This is a genomic window from Empedobacter sp. GD03861 (genome assembly GCF_029840885.1).
Classification (GTDB): domain Bacteria; phylum Bacteroidota; class Bacteroidia; order Flavobacteriales; family Weeksellaceae; genus Empedobacter; species Empedobacter falsenii_B.
Genome location: NZ_JAOCDJ010000004.1, coordinates 54,032 through 76,404 on the forward strand (window position 1 = coordinate 54,032; position 22,373 = coordinate 76,404).

The window sequence follows — 22,373 nt, forward strand, 5'->3', positions numbered from 1 at the left end:
AAAATTTTTAAATTGAGTACTCGAGAAAATTGGATAAGTTGCAAGAATTGTAATGGACTTGGAAAAAAAAGTCAAGGAGTTTCGAAAAGGAAACTATCGCGTTATGAATTAGCTGTTGCTCAATCTAAAAAGAATGAAAATTTTATTACTCCAAATAAACCAAAAAGTTCGATGCAGATCTGTACTGTCTGCTCAGGAACCGGTTTGACAACTACAAATGAACATCCATCACCCAACGAAAAAAAATATCCTCATATTGCAATTGTCGGAGCTGGAATTGGTGGAATTGCATTGGCATTAGCGTGTTTACATCGTCAAATTCCTTTTACACTTTTTGAACGTGATCGAGCTTTCAACGATCGTTCCCAAGGTTATGGACTAACGTTACAGCAAGCTAGTAAAGAATTAAAAAAATTTGGAATCCAAACTTTAGAGGAAGGAATCGTTTCTACATTGCATTTAGCACATACTATAGAAGGAAATGTGATTGGCGAATGGGGAATAAGAAAATTGCAAGATAAAGAAGCGATTGAAGCTAAAAACAAGAATAAACATACCAATATTCACATTGCGAGGCAATCTTTACGCTTAGCTTTTTTAAATCAATTAGGTGGCAATAATCAAGTTTTATGGAATCATCAATTAGTCGATTTTAAAGTTGATGATAAAATAGAATTAACATTTGATGTTGATGGAATTCAAAAACACTTTAAAGCTGATTTACTTATTGGTGCAGATGGCATACGAAGTACAGTTCGTCGATTGGTTATAAATGAGGAAAATAGTCCATTACGTTATTTGGGTTGTATTGTTATTTTAGGCATTTGTAAACTGGATGCTTTAGCAAATTTAGATAATCATTTGTTAGATGGTGCAACAGTGTTTCAGACCGCAAATGGAACGGAACGAATGTATATGATGCCTTATGATAAAGATTCGGTTATGTGGCAATTTAGTTTTCCAATGTTAGAAAATGAAGCGATAGCTTTGAGTAAAAAAGGTTCAGAGGCTTTAAAAATAGAAGTTGCTAAAAGAACGCATTGGCACTCTCCTATTCCTGAAATTATTGCAGCTACAGAACCCAAACAAATCACTGGATACCCCGTTTATGATCGAGATTTATTAAAGTCAAACTTATTAGAAAAAGCTGGTCCAGTTACTTTAATAGGCGATGCGGCTCATCCTATGAGTCCTTTTAAAGGACAAGGTGCAAATCAAGCTTTGTTAGATGCTTTGTTATTGGCGCAAAAAATTATTTCAGTTTATAACAATATTCAAAATAAACAGATTAATTTGCGTGAAGAAGTTTTACAACAGTATGAAAAAGAAATGATGGAACGAAGTAGCGTTAAAGTGAAAAAGTCAGCAGATGCAGCCAAATTTCTACATTCAGATATTGTACTTCAAGAAGGTAACGTAACGTTTGGTTCTAAGTGGTCTTCTACTTTATAATTAATTATTCTAGATTTACTCATTCATAATCAATAAAAAAGGAGTTTTTACCTTTTGATAAAAACTCCTTTATATAAAACAACTACACAAATTATTTCAGGAATTTCTGTTGATATTCTTTTCTATATGCATAATAAAATACAACTGGAAGAATTGTAAAGGATAAGATTAAACAAATAATTAATCCTCCTACAATCATAATTGCCAAAGGCTTTTGAATTTCTGATCCCATTCCGGTAGAAAGTGCTGCTGGTAATAATCCCATCGATCCCATAAGCGCAATCATCACAACAGGGCGTATTCTACTTTTAACACCATTAACTATTGCTTCTTTTAATTGCATTTTATGCTTTAAATTATCTCGAATAACACCAATTAGAACAATTCCATCAATCGTTGCTACTCCAAAAAGAATAATAAAACCTATTCCCGCAGATATACCAAAAATGGTTCCTGTTACCCAAAGCGAAATAAATCCTCCAATAAAAGCAAAAGGCAGTGTTAATGCAGCTATCGCTGTGTCTTTTACATTTCCGAAATTGGTATACAATAATAATAAAATCAAAACTAACGAAATCGGAACGACCATTGCTAATTGTTTTGCTGCGCGCTCTTTACTTTCGAATTCACCAGCCCATTCCATGTAATTTTCTTTCGGTAATTTAACTTCTTTCGTCACTACTTTCTTCGCTTCATCGATTGTACTTCCTAAATCACGACCTTCTATACTGAATCCTACACCGATATATCGACTATTTCCTTCTCGATAAATAAAAGCAGGTCCTGTTTGATAACCAATTGTAGCTATTTCCTGCAAAGGAACATTGTTCCCATTACTTGTTGGAATCAAAATATTTCCAATTTTCTCAGGAGTATCTCTATAAGCTTCCTGAAAACGAAGAATAACATCAAACTGTCGATCATTTTCATAAAACTTAGTAGCTGCTTGTCCACCAATTGTCATTTCAATTACTGCCTGAACATCCGCTGTACTAATACCATATTTCGCCATTTTTGAATCACTCAATTCTATTCTAAGTTCGGGTAATCCAATATTTTTGTAAACATTGATATCTGTTATTCCATTTACTTTTTCGATAGATGATGCTACCTTATTTGCATATTTTTCTAAATCATACAAATCATCACCAAAAATCTTAATAACTAATGAACTTTTTACACCAGCTACATATTCTTCGACATTATCTTGAATAGGTTGTGAAAATCCAAATACAATTCCTGGATAATGATTTAGTTTATCTCGCATCTCTTGAATAATCTCTTCTTTTGAAATCTTGCGCTTCCAATCTTTTTCATCTTTTAATTGAACATTAAACTCAATATTAAAGAATCCTGTTGGATCTGTTCCATCATTTGGACGACCTGTTTGTGTTAAAATAAAATCAATTTCATCACAATCTTTCTGCATCAACTCTTTCATCTCTTTTGTTAATCGAGTTGATTCTTGTAAATTGACACTATTTGGTAAAGTTGCACGAATGTAAATTGCTCCTTCATTCAATTTCGGAAGAAATTCTGATCCATAATGTGAGAATTTAAACAAACAAAGAGCTAAAATTCCTAAAAAGATTCCTATTGTTGCTTTTTTATAACGAAATGCGGTTTCATATAATCCGAAAATAGTTTTCTGAAAAAATCGAGTAATAAAGTTCTCTTTCTCTTCCATATTTTTCTTAAAAAGCAACTTACACATTGCAGGAACATAAGTTAAACTTAATATTAAAGATCCTAATAATGCATATCCTAATGTAAATGCTAAAGGAGAGAACATTTTACCTTCCACTTTTTGAAATGAAAATATCGGTAATAAAGCAACAATAAGAATAAGTAAAGCAAAGAAAATATAAGAAGCTACACTTCCTGCACTTTTCTTTATAACGCCCATTTTACTCATTTTCGCGTAACGTTCTGCTCCTACTTTATGTTGCATTGTAGCTAAAGCAACAAAAACTGTTTCTACAATTACCAAAGTTCCTTCTAACAACAATCCAAAATCCAGTGACCCCATTGAAATTAAATTCGCTGGTAAACCTTGAATTTTCAACATAATAATTGCGAACAAAAAAGAAAGCGGAATAACCGAAGCTACAATAAATGTTGATTTCCAATTATATAAAAAAACAAAAACAATTAATGAAACCAATAAAATACCTTCAATAATATTTTTAGAAACCGTATGTACTGTATTATCCACCAATTTGGTACGATCTACAACTGTTTCAATTTTTACATTATCTGGTAAAGTTCTTGTATTTAATTCTTCAATCTTTGCTTTCAGATTTCCAATGACTTCTGATGGATTTTCTCCTCGTAGCATAATAACAATTCCTTCTACCATATCATCATGCTTATTGTAACCAACTTGCCCCAAACGTGGTTTATTCGAAATGACAACATCTGCCACATTTTTGATCAAAATTGGTGTAGAACCATTTAGAGCGACAGTAATATTTCCGATATCCTCTATCTTATCTAGTAAACCAACACCACGAACTACATAAGCTTGATCTCCTTGCTGAATCACATCTCCACCAACATTTACATTGGATTTCGAAACAGCTTCATAGACATCCAAAGGCGATAAATCGTAGTTTTTTAATTCGGTTGGATTTATCTTTATTTCATATGTTTTTTCTTCTCCACCAAAACTCACAATATCAGCAACACCAGGCACAGAAAGCAATTCACGCTCTATTACCCAATCTTGTATCGCTGTCACTTCCTTAATCGGCAAATCACTTTTGATCACATAACGAAAAATCTCTCCTGTTGCCCCAGAAGGCGGCTCGATATCGGCATCTGCACCTTCGGGCAAATCAACGCCGTTCAACTTATTCGATACATATTGTTGTGCATAAAAATCATCTACACCATCTTCGAACTGAACCGTTACCACAGACAATCCAAAAAGTGAAATAGAACGAATATTTGATTTATGCGGAATACTATTCATTACTTTTGAAACTGGTAAAGTCACCAATTTTTCCATTTCCTCAGCACTTCTTCCTGGCCATTGTGTTATGATACGAGCTCTAGTATTCGTTACATCTGGAAATGCTTCTATTGGTGTATGTTTTAAAGAAAATATACCTGCAAAGAGTAATGCAAATACAGCAAATAAAACAAAGGTTGTATTTCGTAACGAAAAAGTTACGACTGATTGTACTAACTTTTTCATTTATTATTTATTTAATTCCTCAAATATCATTAGGGCGTTTCGAGAAATAACTTTCTCATTTGGTGCAAACTTTTCGCTAACAAATGTGTATTCCTCATTCTGACCAATCGTCGTAATTTTTCGGATTTCCATTGTACAATCATTTTTATATACCACCACATATTCCTTGTTGTTCTCAAAAACTTTGGCTTTGTTTGGTATCGCAAATGCATTTCCAACAATATTTTGTTTATCGATAATAATATCTGCACTCAAACCTGGCATCAAGTTCAAATCTTGATTTTCCAATACAACACGTGCTTTCAAAACGTGTTCATTTTCATCAAACACATTGTATATTTTATCAATTTTCCCAACATAAATGCGGTCAGGATACGCCATAGATTTCACTTTTACAGCATCACCTTTTTTTACATATTGCAGATTATTTGCGTAAATATTTACCATTACCCAAACCTGTTTTAGATTTGAAATAGAGAAAAGATTTTCATCTGAATCAGAAATAATAGACTGACCAACGCTCATGTTTTTCTGAACGATATAACCATTTTTAGGTGATAAAATCTGGAATTGACCATTGCCAACTGCACGATACATCTTCAAGGTAGCATTGATTTTATCAATTTCAATTTGCGCTGATTGTAATTCGTGTTCTGCCTCTGTAACTTCGGGCTGAGAAGCCATTCCATCATTCAACAATTCTTTTTTCGACTTAATTTGTTTTCGAATCAAATCCATTTGATTTTGATGATAACGCTTTTGCTGTACCAAATCTAGTACTTCGTTCGATTTTACAACTGCCAAAACTTGACCTTGACGCACATAATCGCCTAATTCAAAGTTCACTTTATCTACCACTCCTTGTAGCAAACTTTTAAAGCCAACTAAATCATTTTCGTTATATTCAATTTTTCCTGACAAGGTTAATTGTTCGTGAATTGGTTGCTGCAAAACTGGTACAATTTCGGTTGACTTTTTCAATTGCTCGTTCAAACAAAATTTGTTTTCTTTTACCACTTCTTTCTCGGTTTCTTGCTTGTTACAACTACTTAAAACCAAAGTAAAAGCAGCTAAAAAATAAAAAGTTTTTTTCATCATTTTATAAATCTTGTCCAACGATATAATTTAGTTCTTCGAATGTGTTTTGGTAATTTTCCAATAAATCCAAATAAGCTTTTTGAGATTCGCGATAAGCCTGCGTAAAATCAATAAATTCTAATAAAGTGATTTGTTTATTTTGGAGATGTTTTTTATAATTGTCAATCATAGTTAATTGCTCTTGATTGTTCAATTTTTTCCATTGAATAAGTGCTTTATCCAATTGACTAATTTGATTTTGAAGTCGATCAATCGAAATATCTAATTCAGAATTCAAGGCATTTTTGGTGATTTGTTGTTGATTCAGTACAATTTCAGAAGCTTTGATGTTTCCTTTATTCGTATTAAAAATCGGTAAATCAATGCTTACTCCAACACCAACAAAATCGCGCATAATATTTCCACCTCGATCATAAATTACTTGAAAAGCCAAATCTGGTGTACGTTGTGCTTTTTCTAAAATCAATTGTTTTTCAGCTAAATTGATTTCATTCTCTTGTTTTTTTAACGCTATATTTTGCTCTTTCGCTAATTGTTTAGCATTAAATGGAATTGATTTGGAGTGAGAATTGAATCTTGAAAAATCGATTTCATTTACATTTAAATCTGAGTTTTGCGTTAACAATCGAAGTTTATTGATGTATTCAATTTCTTGATTTTCTAGCTCAATTTGATCTTTTTGTAAACCAATTAATTCGGTTTGAAGTCTGTAAAAATCAGCTTTCGGAACATTTTTTAAATCAGCTTGTCGCTGATATTGTGTCATCATCTGTTCAAATAAATCAACGCTATTTTGCAATTCTTTTTTTTCAGATTGAATACGCGCCAACGAAAAATATGTTTGTCTTAATTCCTTTTTCAGCTCACGCAACAATTCCTCATACTCAAAAAGTGCCGAATTCTTCTCTAATTCTTTAATCGCAACACGCTTTTTTCGTTTACCAGCGGTTTCAATTAATTGCTCTAATTCGACAGAAATTTGTTGATTTTTCCCGTATTTACCGAATAAATAAGGCTGTTCTTCTACATTATAAGTTTTCCAAAGATTAACCTCAGAAATACTCAACGTTGGATTTTGCCATAATTTCTCCTGAATAATTTCAGCATCAATTCTGTCTACATTGAATTTATTCGCAATAAGCGCATAATTTTTTTGTAAAAACGCGGCTTCTAAATTGTCCAACGTTACATTCTGCGCCTGTGTTTGTATCGCAAGAACAATTGGAATTACTGTATAATAGATCTTCTTCACTTCTACTCTTTTTGAAAATTCAAAAGTAAAAGTGTAAGATTAAGGTAAGTTTTAAGTTAGATTAAAAGTAGATTAGAAAATGAGTTTAACAATCGTTCCTTTAGGTTTATTCGGAACAATTTCTATATCAATTTGATGAAGTGTAAGAATAATATTCGCCATCGAAAGCCCAATACCTTTTCCTTGAAAATCTTGCGTGTTTTTTCCTCGAAAAAAGTTTTGTTTAATTTGTTTGATATCAGTTTCTAAAATACCAATTCCTAAATCGGAAATATGAATTTGCAAACGATGATTAATTTCCAAAAACTGTACTAAAATCGGTTGATTGTTCGAATATTTTATTGCATTACTTACTAAATTATTCAACGCAACTTCTAGTAATTTTTCGTTTCCTTGAATGGTTAACAATTGATTATTTTCGACTTGTAAATCCACATTTATACGTGCTTGATGATACAAAATAGCATTTTCAATCACTTGCCAAACTACTTCATCAATTCGAATTTGATTAAATTCAAAACTCGTTTTTGCACCCGAAAGCAACATCATTTGGTCTAACGTTTCTTGCAAATCATTGGTATATTGTTTCAGTTGTACAATCACGTTTTCGTATTCTTCGAGCGTTCTTTTTTTATGATTAGTTACCTCTAAAGTCCCTAATAATGCTGTAATTGGAGTTCGTAATTCGTGCGAAACATAATCGATAAAATTCTTTTGTACATTAAAAGTTTGCGCTATTCGATCAATAAAATGATTGTAGGTTTTGATTAAATCTTCAATCTCCGCATACGATTTATTGAGCTTTAAAGGTTCAGTAAAATTCTTTGCATCACGCTCTTTTATTTGCTCAATAATTTTTGTAATCGGTTCATAAGCAATTACTCCTAAAAAATTAGAAAATAGATAAATAAAAATCAACCCAACCAATGAAACCGAAATCAAAATTTGAAGTAACGATTGCATTTGTTCGTTAAATTCTTGTTTAGATTCACGCGTGATTACAACAAAATCACCTTCATTATCACGATAAAAAATTCCGTTATAAAAGAAATCTTTACTTGTAAAAAAATCTGATTTATTGGCACGAATATTTTCTATAAAATTGGTTGAAATATCTTTATTAGACGACATATTTCCATTGTATTTTTTGTTGTTATGATCAACAATTAAAATATTTTTTCGGGAAATCGTCTTCTCTAATTGACTTTTGATATTATTATGTTCTAAAACAGGTAATTCGTCCTTTTCTAAATAATAAATAGAAGCCAAAAGTGTCTTATTCTGCAATGATTTGATCTCTTTTTTCTCCATTTCGGTATAAAAAGAAAAATAAATAATTGTAGAAACAATCAAAATAATGATACTAAAAATAATGACTGAATAAAGCGCTAATCGATGTTTTAACTTCATAATTTAAGCTTTAAACATATAACCAACGCCTTTTACTGTATGAATATATTTCATACCATTTTTCTCTATTTTATTACGCAAATACGAAATGTAAACATCCACAACATTGGTGTGATTATCGAATGTTATTCCCCAAACAGCATTTAAAATTTGGATACGAGTAACGGTTTTATCTATATTTTCGATTAAATAATTCAGCAACTTAAATTCACGAGGAGAAAGTTCTGTTTCTTCTTGATTGACAAAAACTTTATATTGATCCAAATCGATTTCTAAGGCATCAAAAATTAATTTATTTTCAGGAACTTCTTGCGAACGAAACTGATTACGACGCGTTAAAGCTTTGATTCGCGATAATAATTCGTCGAAATGAAATGGTTTTGTAATGTAATCATCTGCACCATAGTCCAAAGCCGAAACTTTATCTTGAACTGTATTTAATGCACTTAACATCAAAATTGGAGTGAATATTTTTTTGTAACGAAGTGTCTGTACAAGCTGAATTCCATCCATTTTTGGTAACATAATGTCACAAATAATCAAATCAAACTGAATCGTAAGAAATTCATCTAAAACAGTTTCCGCATCTTTACAAAGCGTAACCAAATGTCCATTTTCTTCTAATCCTTTGGTTAAAAAATCGCTAATTCGCTTATCATCTTCGATTACTAAAATTTGCATATACTTTCCATTTTTCCAAAATTAATGAAATTGATCAAGATGAGATGAATATAGCAAATTTTCTAATTGGATTTTAATTTAAAAAGAACAAAATTCAATAAAAAACGAGCAATAAATTGCTCGTTTTTTATATTCAATAATTCGAAGTCTAATCTCCTTCTCCACTATTTTTCATCGCAGTCAAAAGATTATATGCTCCTTTCGAAACATAGACTTTTCCTGAATTTTGAGGAGATTTTATTTCAATCATTTTATTCGCAGAACCTCCTATTTCTACAAGAACTAATCGAAACTGATTTTTAGTTTGTCTTTCGAACACATAGTCTTTTCCTTCAAACTGAATTACAGCTTCTTCTGGTAAAACATTCGCGTCAAGCGAATTCACTTGCAATTCGATATTGAAATACATATTCGCTGTTAATCGCGTACCATTCGCATTCGTAATTCGTGCAAAAACATCAACCGTTCCATCTTCATTCACTTGATTTGAAATTGAGGTGATTTGCGCATCTAACTTTTGATCTGGTTTTGCATTGGTATAAGCTTTCAAAAATTGACCAATCTGAATGTTACTCAGATCCTTTTCAAATACTTTTACATTCAACAAAGAACGATCTGGATTAATAATTTCTAACATCGCATCTGCTGGCGAAATATATTGTCCTGTATTCGCAAAAACCTGACTCACCATTCCGCTAATCGGTGCATAAACATTGATGGTACGTCGGATATTACTCAACGAAACTGAGGAAGGATTGATATTCATTAATCTTAGTTTCTGTTCCAAGGAACTTTTCTTTACCATCAACGATTGACGTGTTGCTTTCGCTTGTTGCATCACTTTGTCACTTGCTGCTTGCTCTGCATTCAAATCCTTTTGACGAACATAATCTGCACTAGCCTGCTCTAACAAAGCTTTTGTTGTGAGATAATCTTCTTGCATTTGGATATACTGCGGATCTTCTAAAACCACCAAAACTTGTCCTTTATTGACATAATTTCCTGGAATTAGTGCAATTCGTTTCACATAACCACCAAAGGCATTGGTGATAGAAATAGTATTTTCTGGGGTTACTGCCGTCTTTGCATTTAGCCGAATAGTTGTAGGTAAATTCTGATGACGTAAAGAGGTTGTATCAATTTCAAAATTCTTTAATTGAGCATCTGTCAACTTTAAAATTGAAGTAGAAATAGTTGCTTTTTGCTCTACTTCAGGTTTTGTTTCTTCTTTGTTACAACTCATCACAACAAAAGATGTACAAAGCATTAAGATATATTTTTTCATATTATTGTGCAGTATAAAAAGTCATTGCGGCATAAGCCTGATTACGTAGATTCTTTGCTTCTAGAAACTTTGTTTTCACTTCGATGATTTGATTATTCAGAATCACCCAATCCAAAAAATTAATCTCTCCTTCTAGTAATTGACGATTAATTGTTTTTTGTAAATCATTCGCAGCAGGAAGTTGAGTTTGCTCAAAATCTCCTACTATTTCTTCGTAAGCGTTTACTTTATTTTTTAAAACATCAAAATCTTGTTGCAACTTCGATTGTTGTAAAGTATACGCTTGTTTTGCAAGATCAGTTTTAACTTTTGAGGCTTCAATTGACGAATTAATTCCTCTATTAAACAAAGGTAAGCCAACTCCTACTTGAAAAGAATTGTATCGATTTTGATCCAAGTCAGAAAAGCTTTGATTTGAATATCCAACTGTTAAAACTGGAACTTTTTTCGATTTTTCAACTTCAGTTTCTAAAGTAGAAGTCTGAATATTTTCTTCAGCTAATTTTAACATTGGATGTACATTTGAAACAGATAATCCTGCAATTTCACTCCAATTTACACCATCTTTTGTTGGATAAATTTTGAATGATGAATTGGTTAAAAATTGAATTTGTCTTGATTCATTTTCTAATTCATTTTCGACTAATTTCAATTGATTTTGAATCGATTTCAACTGAATAATAGCCGTTGAAACCTCACTTCGGTTTGATTCACCTTTCTTCAAACGTAAATTTGCTTTCTTCAAAAACTCTTGGTAAATCAATTCATTTTCTTTCAATAAATCTTGTTGATATTCTGTATTTTGCATATTGACATACAGATTAGCTAATCGTTGTTTAATTTCAACTTTCGTCAATTGTTCATTTGCTTTAGAAGTACTGATCATTTGTTCGTTCAAAGCTTTTTGACGTTTAAAAACCACAGGAAATTGAAACGATTGCGAAATAGTAAACTTGTTATCAAATTCACCTGAATTCACTTGTCCAAATTCCGCAGCTATATCTAAAGGTGAAAGCGAACGATTGGCAAACACATTTTTCTCGTGATAAACAGTAGTCAATTCTGCTTGTTTAATTTCGAGGTTATTCGCGTCAGCTAACTTGACAACTTCATCAAAACTCATACGTTCTTGCGCATTAGCAGTTGTTCCAAACAAAGCTAGAACTAATAAAATAGCTGTAGGAATTGATTTATGACGAGTTGATTTCTTTTTAAAATGAATATTTTCGAACATAACATATAAAATTGGTAAAACAAATAAAGTAAGGAAAGTCGCGCCCATTAATCCTCCAATAACAACAGTTGCTAATGGACGTTGAACTTCTGCGCCCGAACCATTACTAAGAGCCATTGGTAAGAAACCTAAAGAGGCTACGGCAGCTGTCATTAGAACGGGACGAAGACGAGTTCGTGTTCCCATAATAACAATTCGAGTTGTATTTTTAATTCCGTTATCACGTAGACGATTGTATTCTGATATTAATACAATTCCGTTTAGAACGGCAATTCCAAAAAGTGCGATAAATCCAACTCCAGCACTAATACTAAAAGGCATATCTCGCGCAGCTAAGAATAGTATTCCACCGATTGAAGAAAGCGGAATGGCTGTATAAATTAATAAACTTTCTTTGATTGATTTGAATGCAAAAAATAACAAGACAAAAATCAAAACCAAGGCGACTGGAACAGCGATACCTAAACGAGCTTTAGCATGATTCAAATTTTCGAAAGCTCCACCATAGGTTGTATAATAACCTGTAGGAAGTTTTATTTGAGCATCAACTTTTTGTTGTAATTCTTGTACAACACTTTCTATGTCGCGTCCTTTTACGTTAAATCCAACAACAATTCTACGTTTTGCATCTTCGCGCTGAATTTGATTTGGCGTATTTTTATAATCTACTTTTGCTAATTGATTCAATGGAATCTGAATTCCAGAAGCAGTAGGAATCAATAAATTTCGAATATCTTCGATATTCTCGCGTTTGTCTTCTGCTAAACGAACCACCATATCAAAACGTTTTTCACCTTCGAAAACCATTCCAGTAGATTGTCCTGCAAAAGCCATATTAATAATTCGATTTGCTTCTCCAATACTCAATCCATATTGCGCTAATAAAGCACGATCAAATTCAATCACAACTTGTGGAATTCCATTAATTGGTTCGATATATAAGTCTTGCGCTCCTTTTACAGTATTGATTATTTTTCCTAATTTATCTGCATTATTAGCTAAACTATCTAAATTTTCACCAAATATTTTCACCACCACATCTTGTCGTGCTCCTGTCATTAATTCGTTAAAACGCATCTGAACAGGAAATTGAAATCCCGTTGAAAGTCCTGGAACATCTTCCAAAGCTTTACTCATTTTATTCGATAATTCTGGAAAAGTTGTGGCAGAAGTCCATTCTTTTTTAGGTTTCAGTACAATAATCATATCTCCTGCATCCATTGGCATTGGCTCGGTAGGAATCTCTCCACTCCCAATTTTTGTCACAACCATTTCAACTTCAGGGAAACGATCTTTCAGTATTTTAGCTGCTTTATTTGTGTATTCTATTGTTGTCGTAATATTACTTCCTGGTAAAATACGTGCTTCCACAGCAAAATCGCCTTCTTCTAAAGCTGGAATAAATTCTCCACCTAAACGAGACATCACAAAAACAGCAATAGCAAATAGAGAAAGCACAATTGCTAAAATAATAGTACGAACTTTTAAGGCTTTGATTAAATATTTCTGATGGAAAATCTCAATTTTAGCCATTACACGATCCGATAAATTTGGTTTCACTTTCTTCTTTTTACTTAAGAATAAGCTGGTCATCATCGGAACATAAGTCAACGAAAGAATAAATGCACCAATCAGAGCAAAAGCAACTGTTTGCGCCATTGGTTTGAACATCTTTCCTTCTATTCCTTGTAAAGTAAAAATTGGTAAATAAACGATTAGAATAATAATTTGACCAAAAACAGCCGAATTCACCATTTTTTTAGCTGAAGAACCAACTGTTTGATCCATTTCAGTTTGCGTTAATTTATTCTTCAACCCAAACTTTTTGTTGTGCGCTAACTGATGCATCGCCGCTTCTACAATAATCACAGCTCCGTCAACAATTAATCCGAAATCTAATGCGCCTAGACTCATCAAGTTTCCACCTACACCAAAAATATTCATCATAATAATCGCGAATAATAAGGCTAGAGGAATAACAGAAGCTACAATAAAACCAGCACGTAAATTTCCTAAGAAAAGCACTAAAATAAAGACAACGATTAAGGCTCCTTCAAGTAGATTTGTTTCAACCGTATGAATCGTATTGTCAACCATTTTTTTACGGTCTAAGAAAGGTTCAATAACAACTCCTTCAGGTAACGTCTTTTTGATCTCTTCGATACGTTGTTGTACATTCTTCACCACTTCGTTACTATTCGCTCCTTTCAACATCATAACAATTGCACCAGAAACCTCACCTGTATCGTTATATGTCATTGCACCATAGCGTGTAGCAAAACCAGTTTTTACATCTGCAACATCTCTCAATAAAATAGGTGTTCCACTTTGCGAACGTTTGACCAAAATATTTTCGATATCTTCGATGTTACCAATTAAACCTTCAGAACGGATGAATAAAGAAGTAGGACCTTTTTCGATATAAGCTCCACCTGTATTTTGATTATTCTCACTCAGTGCATCAAATAAATCATTAATTGTCAGACTAAAAGATTGTAAACGTTGCGGATCAATTGCAATTTCGTATTGCTTCAATTTTCCTCCGAAACTACTCACATCTGCCACACCAGGAACGCCTAAAAGTTGACGACGAACAATCCAGTCTTGAATTGTTCTTAATTCAGTTTCATCATATTGATCTTCGTAACCTTCGGCGGGACGAACAACATATTGATAGATTTCGCCCAAACCTGTCGAAATTGGACCAAGTTGTGGTTCTCCAATACCTTCGGGAATCTCATTTTGAACCTGAATCAATCGTTCACTTACTTGTTGTCGCGCCCAATAAACATCTGTATTGTCATCAAAAACAATGGTTACCAATGATAATCCAAAACGAGAAAAACTACGAATTTCGGTAATCCCACCAATATTAGAATTAGCTTGTTCGATAGGAAAAGTCACTAAACGCTCAATATCTTCTGCACTAAAAGAAGGCGCTACAGTGATAATTTGAACCTGATTAGATGTAATATCAGGTTGTGCATCAATGGGTAATTTTGTCGCATCGTAAATACCAAATATCAACAAAGCCAACGTAAACAAACCCACGATAAATTTATTCTTGATTGAAAAATCAATAATTTTATTTAACATCGTAAAATTGTATAGATTAAAAATGTGCTAAATACAAGTTGTAAATAGCTGAAATTGGATAAATTGAAAGAATCAATCTATCATAAATCTAAAAAAAATCACGCTTGTTTTGGCGGTTGCCAGATAGAATCTAAATAATAAGTATGTAAAAAATCTTCATCAAATATTTTGATTGAAGTGGTAGAAATTTCTTTATCTAAGTGTAAAATATCAAAGAGTTTTATAGGAGAGAAAAAAAAGTCGATATGAACAAACTCAACTTTCATGAAAGGTAATTTTTGGTCAGTTTCCCAATCCGCATCAACCTCATGTCCTCCATAATGATGAACTAAAAAAGTTTTCATTTCATCCAAAAAATCTCCTCCTTTATCATGTTCAATAAAATGAGAAATAAACACAGGCAATTTATATAACTGACAAAATTGAGTTGAAGTCGTTATATAAAAAAAAATAAAAATTTTAGTTGCCCATAGTTTCACGACCCAAATGTACAGTCAATTTTGCTTTCTTTCAAATTTAATTAATGGAAAAATCTCGTTAAACTTACTTAGAAACCTCTTTCTTCGTAAATAAATGAGAAATTACTTCGAGTTTATCATGATCGAATAAACACAAACCTTCAACATAGAAAGGTGTAAAATGAAAACTTTGTTGATCTACGATTCCAAATTCTTTCAGTTTTGGTTCGTAAACGACAAAACCTGTACGCAAGAATGGTTTTTTAGAGACTTTATACAACACAATATCATTGGTAAATAATCGTCGATTTCGTTTATCCAATATATCTATTCCAATATCTATGGTATCAAATTGTAAAGCATTTTCGTGCCAAGAAAACTCGTTATAACCTTTAAAATAGGTCACTCCATCTATCTCCTTCGCAAAACCTTCTACTTTATTTTTGTTTCGTAATCGATAATATCCAATCGTTTTCATCTGGCAAATTTGCAATAAAAAAATTTAAAATAGAAACGAGCAATATTAAAATAGATGATTAAATTTATCATCCGAAAACAACTAACACAATGTACAAAATATATCCACAAAAAAGATACAATGAAACCTTAGCTTTGCTGAAACAATTTGCTCAACCTACTGATAAAATTCTTGATTTAGGAATCAAAAATCCTTTTACAGATGTGATGTTGGAAAATGGTTTTGATGTAAAAAATACAAATGGCGACGATTTGGACTATTATTATAAGGATTTGCAAAATTATGATGCTAACTTTGTAACGGCTTTAGAAATTTTAGAACATTTGGTAAATCCAATGGAAGTGCTAAGAAATTTGCCTGGAGATAAATTATTAGCTTCAATTCCGATGCGTTTGTGGTTTTCGCCTGCTTATCGTAATCAAAATGATGCGCGAGATGTACATTATCACGAATTTGAAGATTGGCAATTTGACATGTTAATGGAAAAAGCTGGATGGAATGTAATACATCGTCACAAATGGACGCATCCATCAAACAAACTGGGAATAAGACCCTTATTAAGAAGAATTACACCAAGATATTATGCTGTCTACGCAGAACGAAAAAAAGACTTTACTTACTAAATACTCTATTGTTATACCTGCACATAACGAAGAAGATTTTATTGCGATTACGCTAAATTCTCTCGTTAATCAAACTGTTTTACCATATGAAGTGATTGTTGTAAATGATCATTCAACCGATAAAACACAACAAATTGTAGAAGAACTTACAGCTAAATATCCGTTCATCAAATTAAGAAATATCTTATCAAAAGGTGAACATCAGCCAGGAAGCAAAGTGATACAAGCTTTCTTGAAAGGTTACGAAATCATTGATCCTAATTATGATATTATTGTTAAATTGGATGCAGATTTAGATATTCCGTTTAATTATTTTGAGACTATTTTAACTCATTTTAATCAAGATGAAGATATTGCAATGGTTGGTGGTTTTGCGTATATTGACAAAGACGGAAAATGGATTCTTGAAAATCTGACAGATAAAGACCATATTCGTGGCGCATTTAAGGCTTATCGAAAAAATTGTTACGAAAAAATTGGTGGATTACGCGCACATATGGGTTGGGATACAGTAGACGAATTGTTGTGTAAATATTATGGTTGGAAAGTTGTTACAGACGAATCTTTACACATCAAACATCTAAAACCAACTGGTGCTAGTTACAATAAATCGGCACTTTACAAACAAGGTGCAGCTTATTATGCATTAGGTTACGGATTTTGGATTACATTAATTGCTGGCACAAAATTGGCTTTACGTAAAAAGAAACCCACCTATATTTTGTATTATTTGAAAGGTTTTTTTGAAGCTAAAACCAATGGTACAAAAAAAATGGTAAATCGAGATCAAGAGAAATTCATCCGAGATTATCGTTGGTCGAAAATGAAACAAAAAATAAAAGGTTAAATCTAACATGCGATATTGGTTAACATACACATTATTTATCTTTCCATTCATCAGCTTTGCGCAAAATAAGTTGATTACTGGTTCTGTGGTTGTAGACGAAGGAAACGATTATATTTCCTCAGTTTCTGGTGCTCGTATAGAAAATCTGACGTCAGAAAGTAAGACATATACAAGCCCTTCGGGTTATTATTCTATCCAAGCAAATGTTGGCGACACGATTTTGTTTGAAGCAGATTTTTTGATTCCTAGAAAAATTGTAATCAACCAAAATATTTACAACAAAGGTTTTTTACAAGCACATTTGGATATTGAAACAATTGAATTGAGTGGTGCTACAATTGGTAAAGGTCCTTTACAACCTAAATATCACAAGGATAATAAAACAGATTTGTACGATAAAATGGGACTTGATCAACGTTTACGAGATTTAGAACCTAAAAGAGATATTGCAAAATTCAAGCCAATGGATGTTTTAAATCCTGTTCGATTGATTGGTCATATGAATGGATTTTATCGTGAGCAACGTCGTGTACGTAATTACGAAACAAAACTTTCTCTCGTTCAAGAAGTTAAACATTATTATCCTACAGATTTTTATACAAATCAATTACAAATTCCTGAATATAAAATAGAAGAATTTTTATATTATGTTAATGCGCGTTATCCGCTTCAAGAAAAAGTTTTGAGCAGACAATTTGGTACGATAATGATTGATTTAGAATCTTATGCGAAAGATTATTTGAATGAATTAAATCAAAACAAAAATCAATAATTCTTAATAGATTTTTAAAATTTAGCCAATAAACGTTAACAAAATTGATGCTAATTTATTAAGACTTATCTTCGTACAAATAATTAAACGTATAATCACGAACAATTGAAATCACTATTTACCATTCTAATATTGCTGTTGTCGAATTTTATTTTCGCACAAGAAAAATGGATTCAGGGAAACATTATCATTGATGATTCTGACGATACAGCAGAAGGAGTTTACGTTACAAATCTGAGAACAAATCATACAACAATTTCTAATTTTACAGGAACTTTTCTTATTCAAGCAAAAGTAAATGACACGCTAAAAATACAATCTGATTGGTACGAAAATCGACTAATTATCTTAAGACCAAATTTGTTCAATAAACAAACAATTGTAGTGCATTTAGCTGTGCAGACAATTCAATTGAATACCGCATATATTGGTCAAAAATTGACAGGAATTCTTGAAAAAGATGTCAAAAATGGAAAAAAAGCTGATGTTGTAACAAAACTTTATAAAAGTCTTGGCGTTAATCCTGATATCAAACCTATAAAAGACACATCTTCGTTGAAAGCTGGATTTTTGAGTGGAGATATTACGTTGACGAGATTGGATATTGGACGTATTTATGATGTTTTTTCTGGTAAAGCAAAACAACGAAAAGCATTGCTTGATTATGAAGATAAGTATGACAAAATTACAAAAATCAAAAATTATTTTGGTGATGATTATTTCACTAACGATTTAAAAATTCCGAAATTCAAAATCAGAGATTTCATTGATAATGCATTAACGAATACCGAATCTAAAATAGAATTGAATGATGTAAATTATTTCAAATTACTCCAATTATTTAATTCGTACAGTAAAATATACCTCGACTTTTTATACGGGAAAGTCCCAAATAACACCAAAGTCATCAAAAAAGATACGATAGACGATTAAAAAAAGAGCTTGATAAATCAAGCTCTTTTTTTAGTTTTATAAGTTGTGTAAAATTAGTTTTTATAAGAAACCCATTTAATCATTTCTTTCACAGTTGGTTTTTTACCATAAATTAAAATCCCAATCCTATAGATTTTTCCAGCAATATAAACCATAAATATTGTACTGATTAACAGCAAAAATAAGGATAAAGCTAATTGCCAAATCGGAACATCGAACGGAATTCGAGTAATCATTGAGATGGGAGAAGTCAATGGAATCATTGATAACCAAAAAGCAACTGGACCATCAGGATTTTCGAAAGTTGTCATACTTCCGTAAAGTCCAATCATCATCGGAACTAAAGGAAAATATGTAAATTGTTGCGTATCTGTATCATTGTCAACCGCAGAACCAATTGCCGCGAAAACAGAGCTGTAGAACAAATATCCTAAGATAAAATAAGAAATAAAAGCAAAAATGATTAACGGATAATTAAACGTTAACAATACTTCGCTAATTTCTGTTACTTTTTGCATCATATCTGGATTAGTCTCGGCTAATTGTGCTTGATTCATCATTTGTTGCGACATATCCATTCTTGAAGCAGCAATTGTTGGAAATAAAATCAATAACCCCATTGTCATTCCAATCCATATTGCAAATTGCGTGACTGCAACCATTGTCGTTCCTAAGATTTTACCCATCATTAATTCGAAAGGTTTTACAGAAGAAATGATAATTTCTACAACGCGATTATTTTTTTCTTCAACCACAGAACGCATTACTTTTACACCATAAATCATCACAAACATGAAAATAATGTAAGTTAAAAACATCGATAATCCGATTTTCAACTCCATTCCTTTATCTTCTTTTCCGTCTGTAACGTTAAAAACATTCAGGTTAACACGTGCCTTAGAAGCTTCTAAAGCCGCTTTGTCAATACCAGATTTTGCCTGTTTTTCTTTTTCTATTTTATCACTAATCGTTCTCGAAAGTTTTTCACGATCAGTAATTCCAAGATTTCCATTTGTGATTAATTCAGTATTTTTCTCGATATTTTCATAATTTCCATCTGTATTTTTCGGAATATGAAGAATCGCATTCAAATATTCGCTTCCTTTCAAAGTATCTTTGATAGATTTCAACTCTTGAGGCGTGTAAATACTAAACATCATTTGTTTAGTCGATTTAAACGAGGTTACAAACTCTGTACTTTCATCTACAATTGCAATATTTTTCACTTCCGAATTATTCGCAGAACTCAAAAAGAAAATCACCGCTCCTGCCCCAACAATCAACAAAGGCGAAAGAAAAGTCATAACAATAAACGCTTTGTTTTTTACTTGAGAAAAGAACTCGCGTTGTGCAACTAAAAATATATTTTTCATTTGATAATTAGCTTAAAGATTAGGAATTGAACTTTGTTTAACGGCTTCCAAAAACACATCATTCATCGAAGGAATAATTTCTTTGAATTGATGAACTTGCCCCACTTGCATCAATTTATCTAAAATCACATTAGTTGGTGTTTCTTTATTGTATAACAAATTAAATTCAGTTCGTTGATTAATGTTTCGTACATCCGAAATCTCAAATTCATTCGCTAAATTTTGAAGAGAATCAGCGGGAATTTCATTCAATTGAATCGAAAACTTTCCTGTCTTAAATTGATTTCTAACTTCTTCAATCGTTCCATCTAACACTTTATTCGATTGATTAATCAATGCCACATGATCACACATTTCTTCAACAGATTCCATACGATGTGTTGAGAAAATAATTGTTGTTCCTTTGTCTCTTAATTCAAGAATTTCATTCGCAATAATTTGTGCGTTTACAGGATCAAAACCACTAAAAGGTTCATCGAAAATCAGCAAAGAAGGATTATGAATAACTGTAATCACAAACTGAACTTTTTGTCCCATTCCTTTCGACAACTCACTCAATTTCTTGTTCCACCAAGACATCATATCAAGTTTCTCGAACCAATATTCGGTACGTTTTTTAGCTTCAGCAGAAGAAAGACCTTTCAGTTTTGCAAAATACAGTGCCTGTTCTCCAACTTTCATATTCTTGTACAAACCACGTTCTTCTGGCATATAACCAACTTGTCCGATTGATTTTTTCGTCAAAGGTTCACCATTTAGCAAAATCGTTCCACTATCTGGCGCCGTAATTTGATTGACAATACGAATAAAAGTTGTTTTTCCAGCACCATTTGGTCCCAAAAGTCCATAAATAGAACCTTGTGGAATATTGATACTAAAATTATTAAGCGCAACTTTATCTTTATATTTTCTTGTTAAGCCTTGAGCTTGCAATAAAAATTCCATTTTCTATATCATTTGATTTGTAAAATTAGTAAGAAGAAAGTAAATTTTGTTACAGATTTTAATGAGATTCGTTCGGATCCCATACAATTTCTTTAAAATTAACCACTTTATCATTTATAATCTCCACTCCTTCATTCTCTAACAATTTTTGCATCAAACTCGAAGGATTAAAATGATGTTTTCCAGTTAACAAACCATTTCTGTTTACAACACGATGCGCAGGAACATCTTCTCTATTATGTGCATGATTCATTGCATAACCAACCACGCGAGCCGAAAATTTTTCGCCTATATATTTTGCAATCAATCCATAAGTAGAAACACGCCCTTCGGGAATTTGACGAACTATTTCATAAATTTTCTCATAAGTATCAGAAATGATTTTTGTCATAATCTAAACATTTATTGTAAATTTAAAGAAAGTAATAGAATATGAGCCAAAAAGTTCCAATTAAATCTCTTTTAAGCCGACCACGATTTAAGGTTTTTACACATTTATCAAAACAAGAATTTATTGATTTAATCAAAAAACATCTCGAAACTAATTCTACCGAATATGGAGGTTATGCGAATCAGGAAGTTGCGATGATTCGTGTCAGAAAAGACAAGGATAAATATTGGCATCCGCAATTGCAAATCAGAATTGAAGATGATGACGATAATCCTGACTATTTGGTTGTTAGAGGAATTATTGGTCCGCCTTCTAATGTTTGGACATTTTTCGCATTTTTGTATGGTTTGAGCGGAGCTATTTTTATCACCTTAGGCTCTTATGCGGTTTCCGAATATATTGTACAGGGAAATAGTGTATGGATTTGGAGTATTCCTATTGCATTATTAATGGCTTTAGGTACTTATTTAGCAAGTTTATATGGTCATTATTTGGCAAAATATCAATTGGGAAGATTATATCATTTCGTGAATGAATTGCTTCGTGATGCAGAGTTTTATCAAAATAGTGACGAAATCAAAGAATAAAAAAAGCGACCTAAACAGGTCGCTTACAAGAAATATGTTGAGATAATATATTAATTAGATTACTTTCACATTAACGGCGTTGATGCCTTTTTTTCCTTGTTCTAAGTCAAAAGATACTTTATCGTTTTGAGCTACTTTGTCTGTTAAACCAGAAACGTGTACGAAGTACTCTTTTCCTGATTCGTCATCTTTAATAAATCCGTATCCTTTTTCTTCATTAAAGAATTTTACAGTTCCTTTATTCATAGTATTTTATTTT

General features: G+C 32.1%; 19 protein-coding genes. 6 read left to right on the forward strand and 13 right to left on the reverse strand.

The window, feature by feature from the left end:
- Window positions 1-12 precede the first annotated feature (12 nt).
- Window positions 13-1,452 carry an NAD(P)/FAD-dependent oxidoreductase gene (locus tag N5D03_RS03275; RefSeq protein ID WP_280050930.1) on the forward strand — a complete coding sequence of 480 codons (1,440 nt, stop codon included), beginning with the start codon at window positions 13-15 and terminating at the stop codon, window positions 1,450-1,452.
- A gap of 91 nt (window positions 1,453-1,543) precedes the next feature.
- Here N5D03_RS03275 and N5D03_RS03280 read toward each other — a convergent pair whose 3' ends face one another.
- From N5D03_RS03280 to N5D03_RS03320, 9 genes are all read right to left on the reverse strand, one after another.
- Complete coding sequence (locus tag N5D03_RS03280) at window positions 1,544-4,651, reverse strand: CusA/CzcA family heavy metal efflux RND transporter (protein WP_280050931.1); 3,108 nt, start codon at window positions 4,649-4,651, stop codon at window positions 1,544-1,546.
- 3 nt (window positions 4,652-4,654) lie between these two features.
- Window positions 4,655-5,746, reverse strand: coding sequence for an efflux RND transporter periplasmic adaptor subunit (locus N5D03_RS03285; protein WP_280050932.1), 1,092 nt, complete (start codon window positions 5,744-5,746; stop codon window positions 4,655-4,657).
- 4 nt (window positions 5,747-5,750) lie between these two features.
- The gene (locus N5D03_RS03290; RefSeq protein ID WP_115000065.1) at window positions 5,751-7,001 is read right to left on the reverse strand and encodes a TolC family protein; all 1,251 of its coding nucleotides are present in this window, start codon (window positions 6,999-7,001) and stop codon (window positions 5,751-5,753) included.
- A 72-nt stretch (window positions 7,002-7,073) separates the two neighbouring features.
- Complete coding sequence (locus N5D03_RS03295) at window positions 7,074-8,411, reverse strand: HAMP domain-containing sensor histidine kinase (protein WP_280050933.1); 1,338 nt, start codon at window positions 8,409-8,411, stop codon at window positions 7,074-7,076.
- Window positions 8,412-8,414: 3 nt separating this feature from the next.
- The gene (locus tag N5D03_RS03300; protein ID WP_280050934.1) at window positions 8,415-9,092 is read right to left on the reverse strand and encodes a response regulator transcription factor; all 678 of its coding nucleotides are present in this window, start codon (window positions 9,090-9,092) and stop codon (window positions 8,415-8,417) included.
- A 148-nt stretch (window positions 9,093-9,240) separates the two neighbouring features.
- Window positions 9,241-10,377 (reverse strand): efflux RND transporter periplasmic adaptor subunit, encoded by a 1,137-nt coding sequence (locus tag N5D03_RS03305; protein WP_125349493.1) that lies wholly within the window; start codon window positions 10,375-10,377, stop codon window positions 9,241-9,243.
- 1 nt (window position 10,378) lies between these two features.
- Window positions 10,379-14,707, reverse strand: a complete 4,329-nt coding sequence (locus tag N5D03_RS03310) for a CusA/CzcA family heavy metal efflux RND transporter (protein WP_280050935.1) — start codon at window positions 14,705-14,707, stop codon at window positions 10,379-10,381.
- A gap of 98 nt (window positions 14,708-14,805) precedes the next feature.
- Window positions 14,806-15,111 carry a hypothetical protein gene (locus tag N5D03_RS03315; RefSeq protein ID WP_125349491.1) on the reverse strand — a complete coding sequence of 102 codons (306 nt, stop codon included), beginning with the start codon at window positions 15,109-15,111 and terminating at the stop codon, window positions 14,806-14,808.
- A gap of 139 nt (window positions 15,112-15,250) precedes the next feature.
- Window positions 15,251-15,643 (reverse strand): hypothetical protein, encoded by a 393-nt coding sequence (locus tag N5D03_RS03320; protein ID WP_125349490.1) that lies wholly within the window; start codon window positions 15,641-15,643, stop codon window positions 15,251-15,253.
- Window positions 15,644-15,732: 89 nt separating this feature from the next.
- Here N5D03_RS03320 and N5D03_RS03325 point away from each other — a divergent pair, with 89 nt between their 5' ends.
- The 4 genes from N5D03_RS03325 (at window position 15,733) to N5D03_RS03340 (ending at window position 18,818) form a co-directional block, all read left to right on the forward strand.
- A complete protein-coding gene (locus tag N5D03_RS03325) occupies window positions 15,733-16,266 on the forward strand; it encodes a methyltransferase (protein ID WP_125349489.1) in 534 nt (177 codons plus the stop codon).
- Complete coding sequence (locus tag N5D03_RS03330) at window positions 16,226-17,113, forward strand: glycosyltransferase family 2 protein (protein WP_280050936.1); 888 nt, start codon at window positions 16,226-16,228, stop codon at window positions 17,111-17,113. Before N5D03_RS03325 ends, N5D03_RS03330 begins: the two co-directional genes overlap by 41 nt.
- A 7-nt stretch (window positions 17,114-17,120) precedes the next feature.
- Window positions 17,121-17,885 (forward strand): hypothetical protein, encoded by a 765-nt coding sequence (locus N5D03_RS03335; protein WP_147279985.1) that lies wholly within the window; start codon window positions 17,121-17,123, stop codon window positions 17,883-17,885.
- Window positions 17,886-17,990: 105 nt separating this feature from the next.
- The gene (locus tag N5D03_RS03340; RefSeq protein ID WP_260392442.1) at window positions 17,991-18,818 is read left to right on the forward strand and encodes a hypothetical protein; all 828 of its coding nucleotides are present in this window, start codon (window positions 17,991-17,993) and stop codon (window positions 18,816-18,818) included.
- A 53-nt stretch (window positions 18,819-18,871) separates the two neighbouring features.
- Here the strand turns inward: N5D03_RS03340 and N5D03_RS03345 are convergent, their stop codons facing one another.
- From N5D03_RS03345 to N5D03_RS03355, 3 genes are read right to left on the reverse strand one after another with little or no spacing between them, the layout of a single operon-like run.
- Window positions 18,872-20,191, reverse strand: a complete 1,320-nt coding sequence (locus tag N5D03_RS03345) for an ABC transporter permease (protein ID WP_280050937.1) — start codon at window positions 20,189-20,191, stop codon at window positions 18,872-18,874.
- Window positions 20,192-20,203: 12 nt separating this feature from the next.
- A complete protein-coding gene (locus N5D03_RS03350) occupies window positions 20,204-21,136 on the reverse strand; it encodes an ATP-binding cassette domain-containing protein (protein WP_038330560.1) in 933 nt (310 codons plus the stop codon).
- 58 nt (window positions 21,137-21,194) lie between these two features.
- Window positions 21,195-21,527, reverse strand: coding sequence for an MGMT family protein (locus tag N5D03_RS03355; RefSeq protein WP_038330558.1), 333 nt, complete (start codon window positions 21,525-21,527; stop codon window positions 21,195-21,197).
- Window positions 21,528-21,568: 41 nt separating this feature from the next.
- Between N5D03_RS03355 and N5D03_RS03360 the strand changes: the two genes are divergently transcribed.
- Window positions 21,569-22,114 (forward strand): hypothetical protein, encoded by a 546-nt coding sequence (locus tag N5D03_RS03360; protein WP_280050938.1) that lies wholly within the window; start codon window positions 21,569-21,571, stop codon window positions 22,112-22,114.
- Window positions 22,115-22,168: 54 nt separating this feature from the next.
- Here the strand turns inward: N5D03_RS03360 and N5D03_RS03365 are convergent, their stop codons facing one another.
- Window positions 22,169-22,360, reverse strand: a complete 192-nt coding sequence (locus tag N5D03_RS03365; RefSeq protein ID WP_038330556.1) for a cold shock domain-containing protein — start codon at window positions 22,358-22,360, stop codon at window positions 22,169-22,171.
- Window positions 22,361-22,373 lie beyond the last annotated feature (13 nt).